The 6,240-nt window shown below is 41.9% G+C and carries 7 protein-coding genes; 4 read left to right on the top strand and 3 right to left on the bottom strand.

Annotated elements, in window-relative coordinates:
• Positions 1–256: 256 nt before the first annotated feature.
• Complete coding sequence (locus CDG79_RS38310) at positions 257–952, bottom strand: pentapeptide repeat-containing protein (RefSeq protein WP_094346740.1); 696 nt, start codon at positions 950–952, stop codon at positions 257–259.
• 815 nt (positions 953–1,767) lie between these two features.
• Positions 1,768–3,051, bottom strand: coding sequence for an FGGY-family carbohydrate kinase (locus CDG79_RS38305; RefSeq protein ID WP_094346739.1), 1,284 nt, complete (start codon positions 3,049–3,051; stop codon positions 1,768–1,770).
• Between the two features lie 200 nt (positions 3,052–3,251).
• Here CDG79_RS38305 and psaM point away from each other — a divergent pair, with 200 nt between their 5' ends.
• Both psaM and CDG79_RS38295 read left to right on the top strand, forming a co-directional pair.
• Positions 3,252–3,341, top strand: a complete 90-nt coding sequence (psaM, locus tag CDG79_RS38300) for a photosystem I reaction center subunit XII (RefSeq protein WP_040630342.1) — start codon at positions 3,252–3,254, stop codon at positions 3,339–3,341.
• Positions 3,342–3,593: 252 nt separating this feature from the next.
• Positions 3,594–4,004: a hypothetical protein gene (locus tag CDG79_RS38295; protein WP_094333000.1), complete on the top strand. Its 411-nt coding sequence runs from the start codon at positions 3,594–3,596 to the stop codon at positions 4,002–4,004.
• Between the two features lie 197 nt (positions 4,005–4,201).
• Here the strand turns inward: CDG79_RS38295 and CDG79_RS38290 are convergent, their stop codons facing one another.
• Positions 4,202–4,927, bottom strand: coding sequence for a tetratricopeptide repeat protein (locus CDG79_RS38290; protein ID WP_094346738.1), 726 nt, complete (start codon positions 4,925–4,927; stop codon positions 4,202–4,204).
• A gap of 454 nt (positions 4,928–5,381) precedes the next feature.
• Here CDG79_RS38290 and CDG79_RS38285 point away from each other — a divergent pair, with 454 nt between their 5' ends.
• Positions 5,382–5,846 (top strand): hypothetical protein, encoded by a 465-nt coding sequence (locus tag CDG79_RS38285; RefSeq protein WP_094346737.1) that lies wholly within the window; start codon positions 5,382–5,384, stop codon positions 5,844–5,846.
• 6 nt (positions 5,847–5,852) lie between these two features.
• Positions 5,853–6,240 (top strand): glutathione S-transferase family protein (locus CDG79_RS38280; protein ID WP_094346736.1); only part of this gene is annotated, 388 nt, incomplete at its 3' end.

Below are 6,240 nucleotides of genomic sequence, written 5' to 3'. Positions count from 1 at the left end.
TGCGAGTCCATGCGATTGCTTGTCTGCGACACGCTCTTGCGAACGTCGTTCCTCCTCTCTACGAGACGCACTTGCGTTCGCAATGACAGTTATTCTTTCATGGGAAAATAAAAACTGGGATGCACCCTGCCATCTCTGGCTCAACAGCGATCGAACTAATATTTAGTTGTGTAAGGATCTAGATATCTGATGGCGAACAAAAATGTATTGATTTGGTTAGTTTTTAAACAACACGTGCAATAGCTTCCAGCTAAAGTCATTGGAGAGCAAAATCCAAGTCACTTTCAATTAACTTTGCATCTGTTAGGTTAACCCCACTTAAATTGCAAAAGTGAAATTTTGCCCCTCTAAGGTCTGCTAATGATAGATTAGCTCCTGTTAAATCTGCATCCGTGAGGTTAACTTCACTTAAGTTAGCCCTACTTAGATTAGCACCCCTCAGTGAAGCTTTTTGTAGGTTTGCCTTAGTTAAGTTTGTCCTCATTAGGTACGCCTTACTCAAATCGGCACCATTTAAATTAGCTTGGCTTAAGTCTGCCGCCGTTAAATCAGCTTTACTTAAATTGGCTTGACTTAGGTTTGCCCAACTCAACAAAGCATAACTTAGGTTAATTTCACTCAGCTTCATTGATGCAAGTACTGCACACCTCAAGTTAGCATTAATAAAATTTCTTTCTCCCATTGCATAACGACGTAAAACTTCATCAGTTGTTACTCTGTCTAAAACAGCTTTTGAAGCGCCTTGGTAACACCATGTAGCTTCTAATAGTTTAGCAGCAGTATTAACAGCTACCTCATCACATTTAGCAATTATCACACCATTGCAGCCATCCCATTGACCGTTAAGCATAAGGGCAATCTCACTAGCAGCAGCAATTGAATCAAATAGTAAAACAGATTCTTTGCGCTGTTTTAACCAACTATTCCAACCAATCGAGATAATATTTTTCATTTCTATAAGTTTTGGTGCATTAGGTATAAATTTGAGCGACTGTATCGTGTTGAGTCAAACTAAGATTGAGACTTCCAGAAATAACAATGGTTTTCATAAAGCAAATTTGACTTACTTTTGCTTTTTTTAGGCTATCGTAAATCAGAATAAATTTTGAGGCGATTATAGAGCAATACAGTTCAGTTAGGAATGCAAACTTAATAACCTGTAATTCTGATAGAACAGAGAATGGTGTCGTACTCTCCTTGCTAACACACCCTACTTTTACACTTTATTTAATCCACGTTCCTTAAGGCTAAAACTTTTTACCAAAGTCATTTTTTTTTACGAACCGCATTCGCGCAGCGTCTCGTAAGAGAAGGATGCAGAGAGAAGAAATAAAGAAATGCTTAACTGAACCGTATTGTGTTAAGTAGGCAAGCACAAATAAATATAACTATGTAACGAAAAGTAAAAGCGGTGAAAACCTTGTGATTGCTTCACTCCACTTCGTTGCGTTCGCAATGACATAGTTATAAATTTTCTCACCCACCTACTTATTGGCGACTGGTGCAAGTCCTGATTAGTTGCCGCAGGCTACCGCAGAGGACAAGGAGAAATAAGAGTTTGAAAGATAGTTGCCGTCAGTCCTGTAGTTAAAACTTATACCGATAATTAGTAAAGGGGATAGATGACATTCGTTTACTGCGAAGCACCCATCCCCGAATAGCTGCCCAGATAATGAACCTGGAATCCTATAGTCCGGTATCTAATCATCCCAGTATCGTCCGATATATGTCGATTGTCACTGGGATAGATACTGATTTACAAAATATCTACGAAAAGATCGTTACACAATTACTTTTATTCACCCCTTCCATCGCTAATAGCGCTGTCCCGTAAGCGGCTTCTGTATACACTGACGCTACTACAGGAACCTGCAAATGACGCGCCCTGATTGCAGTCCAAGTGTCATTTGCTGCACCACCGCCAGCAGTATAAACACGGCTCAACTTGTCTGCACCCTTATGCTGTAATAATTCATACCCTCGCGCTTCTATGCGGGCAATGCTTTCTAATAACCCATGCAGAAATTCTACTGGGCAATCTGGGCGTGGTTCCAATCGTGGGGGTAAATTGGGATCGTTAATCGGAAAGCGATCGCCTACCTTCAACAAGGGATAATAATCTAACTCGCTAGCTTTTGATGCGTCAATCTCCCGGCTAAGGCTTTCTAATTCAGCGTTTGTGAAAAATTGCTTCAACACTGCACCCCCAGTATTAGAAGCACCCCCAGTCAGCCACAAATCCCCCAGGCGATGGCTGTAAATTCCATATCTGGCATCTTCTACACGGGTACGACTTAATAACTTTAGTACCAATGTTGAACCAAGGGAAGTCACGGCTTCACCAGGTAATTTTGCGCCACTGGCAAGAAAAGCCGCGATACTATCAGTTGTGCCAGCACACACCAAGCAATCACGACGTAAACCGAACTTATCCGCAATTTGAGGTCGCAATTTGGCAATGGGAGTGCCAGGAGTTAAAACTTTGGGTAGCTGAATCGGTATTTGCAACTTTTCTAGCCATTCTGGGTATTTCAACTCTTCCACGTCATAACCCAGCTTTAAAGCATTATGGTAATCGCTAATCCCTAAATACCCATGTAGGATAAACGCCAGCCAATCTGCTTGATGCAGGAAATATCTAGCTTCACTAAAAGCGGGTAATTGCTTCATCCAGAAAAGTTTGGCTAGGCTAGAGGTGGCACTCAACACAGTATGATTAGGTGGTGCTATCCGCCTCAAATGCTCTAACACCAATGATCCCCGCGCATCGTTATACAGCAGTGGCGCATCTGTTGGATTGCCAGCAGCATCCACCAGCAAGACTGTGGAAGAAGTCCCATTAATTGCGATCGCTTTAATTTTTCGCCGCAACTCTTCAGGTATTTGTTCCACCAGCACAAACAAAGCCTCCTGCCAAATTTTTGGCGTAACGGTGGCTGGTGAGTCCTGGAAGGGATATCGCACCTCAGCCTGAATAGAAGAGGCTTCCTCGTCAATCACTACGCCACGTGCGCCAGATGTGCCGAAGTCGATACCCAAATACAAATTCATAATTTTTACAAATTTTTTTAATGGAGAATAAATAAGAACTACTGATTAATAACTGCTTTTGTTGCATCTTGTAACAAGATATTCCCCAATTCTGGCAAAACAAGGAAAAGTAGTAAACGAACTGTTCAAAATCTATTCAGGTTAGGAGGTTTTCAGCCATGCCTATCTTAGATACTCTGTACATCGCTCAGATATCTTCCATCTCGGATACTCAAGTCTACATCGCTCTAGTTGTGGCGCTGATTCCAGGAGTTCTAGCTTGGCGATTAGCCACAGAACTTTACAAATAACGCTTCGATGTGACACAGTTAAAAAGCTAATAATCCTGGCAGTACGGGGTGCAGTTTCCAGATGCTGATGGCTTTATGCCATAAGTAGCTAGGAAACTAGCACTTACGTAAGCCAGGTTATTTTTTAACTGCTGCAACACTTGTAGCTATTTCAAAAAAATGAAGTAATATGACAGCTAAATCAAGCAGTAATTAGCGCCAGAGCGCTTTTACAGTGCTTCCCTTCACTCAGCGAGGTTATTTTTTAGCATCATGAACGCGATTCAACCCTCCAGACCACCGTTACAACCTATACAAAAACGCCGGGTTACTCCTCGACCAAAGCGGCATCTTCGTCAACGTTCTTACCAGGTGATGGCACTGGAAAGCACAGCCAAGATAGCGGTTAATCTTGTGGTTACAGCCGTTGCAGCATCTGCTCTAGCACAACTTTTGCCTTATCATTGGTTACAGCAAGAAAAGTTGCGAGAAATTAGTACTGAAGTCAAGCTGATGGAAGGACATGTCAATGGTTTACAGGCGGAATTTAGCCGTAACTTCGATCCGCAACAAGCTAAAAGTATTAGACAACAACAAGGATACCGATTCGATCCTAGCCAGCGTCGCGTTGTGTTGATGAATCAGGATACTCGAGAAGATGAACAAACAGAGTCATCACCCTAAGAACAATAGGGAGTTTAGGATTATTTAGGTTTCTTGTGCTTCTGGCTACGTATAAACCGGGTGTTTTTTATATTATTGCTAATAAATAATGGTTAGTAGCTAATTTTTGAATAGCTATGTAGTTATCATCTATTAGTAAAATACAATTCAAAATTTAATCAATTATTTTGAATTCTGAATCCTCCAGAATAACTAATCTACCAAATAAGATGCTCAGGAGATAACAAATCGTTTAGCCAACTTTCGATTTGTAAACGCAACCGAGAAACGGTAAGGGACTTAGTTGTTTCGAGATCGGGCAATTGAGTGAGGGCGCGACGATAATCAGCGATCGCACAATTCCAGTCACCCCAAAGATGGTAAGTTCGGCCACGTTCAGCCCAGATATGACCTTCTAGTTGACCGAAAAGCAGTGCTACCTCAAAATTCTCAATTGCCTCTTCATATTGCCCTAAGTCACGCCAGGTAATGCCTCTGTTAATCCACGCTCGGACATGACAAGGATTCAAATCAATTGCTCGATCGTAGTCGGTAAGTGCTGCTGCTAATTCTCCACAAGCCGCGTAGTAATTTGCCCGATTATTATAGGCACTAGCCAAATAGGGATTGAGCTTGAGGGCGGTGTTATAATCGTAAAGCGCTTTTGGTCTTTCACCACTTTGGAAATAAATCAGTCCCCGGTTGTTGTAATCAACGGCATTATGCGGATGGCGGTAAATTAGTTGGGTTAAAAGTGCGATCGCCTCGGTATAATCTCCTTGTTGAGCCGACTTTAAAGCAAAAGAGCGTAAGTAGTTATTTTCTAAAGTAGATGCGCTGCGATCGTTTTTGCTCTCCTCTGGTACTTTATTTGTATTATTTAAAACATATTTATATTGCTTGCTTTGCTGGTCATCGTCAGCTAAAAATGAGTGAATATTCATCTTTCCCTGCCTAAAATCCCTGCTTTGTGAAATAAAATTCTAGTTTTTTATCAGTAGTGGTTTTACCACTGTGTTTATTCTTAAGGTATTTAGGGTTACATGAAAGCCATCTAAAGGGAGAACTTAACCTAGCCGCACAAGAAAAATCTACGCCCTAAATAAACAATTGCTCCTCAAACCTAATCATGGATACTCGATCCCAAAGGGGAATTCCAGAAATAGCAGATGTGAATCTCAAAGACTGGTCAAGTAGTGAGAGCGACAAATTGGTAGAATGCCAACAAGTCGTTCGTTAAAGAGGGGACTGGGGACTGGGGACTAGGTACTGGAAAAAATTAGTTTAACCCCAATCAGCAATCACCAATCCCCATCGCCCCTAATCCCCAGAGGGGGCCCCGAGTTCCCCAATCCCCCAGCATCTAGATTTAATTTTTAAGTTTTGAGAAATTTTCTGATGACAACTGCAATTTCCTATCCCAATGCGCCTGATTTAGCAACCGATGACTACATTGTTATCGGTTTGGCAACCTGCTTCGTCAAAGAAGATGGAGAAGTTTATCAAATCGAAGTTATAGAACCGATTCCTTCTGCGGCTTTGGAAGCGCTTTTAAAGGGCATTCCTACCTCCTATAAGCTGGCTCATGCAACAACTTTGGGATCTGTGTTAGATGGCGATTCACAACTGGTGCCAGATGGCTTTCCAGAGTCGGCTCAGTTTGGAGAAGAATTTGTGCCACGGGCATTTGCAGCAGCACGTACCTACAAGCGTCGTGAATCTGCAAAATCCCTGATCCCATTAGGTACAAACTATACTGAATTTAAGTATTCCATTGAGCGCAAACGGGTGCTAAATGCCGCTAGAGTTGTAACGAAAGAAGATAACGTTAAACAGCATTCTCACACTCACAAAGTTCTTTAAGTAATTATGCTCAAACTTTACGGGGGCGCTCGGAGTCGAGCCTCAATTGTTCAATGGTATTTAGAGGAAATCCAAGTTCCTTACGAATTCGTCAAACTCGATATGCAAGCGGGTGAACACCTCAAGCCTGAATATTTGGCAATTAACCCAGTTGGTAAAGTTCCAGCAATTGTTGATGGGGATTTTCAGCTTTGGGAATCTGGGGCAATTTTGCTGTATCTTGCTGAGAAATATGGTAAAACTCCACTTTCACTAGAGGAACGTGCTGTATTTTCCCAGTGGGTATTGTTTGGAAATTCTACCCTAGCTACAGGGATTTTTGTAGAAGCAAATCGGGAGCGAGAAATGCCCCGCTTGTTGAATGCATTAAATGAAATTTTCAGTAAGCAGGCTT

The organism is Nostoc sp. 'Peltigera membranacea cyanobiont' 232, assembly GCF_002245985.1.
Lineage (GTDB): Bacteria > Cyanobacteriota > Cyanobacteriia > Cyanobacteriales > Nostocaceae > Nostoc.
The sequence above is the reverse complement of the archived record's forward strand: the minus strand, read 5'-3'. Positions and strand labels throughout refer to the sequence as shown.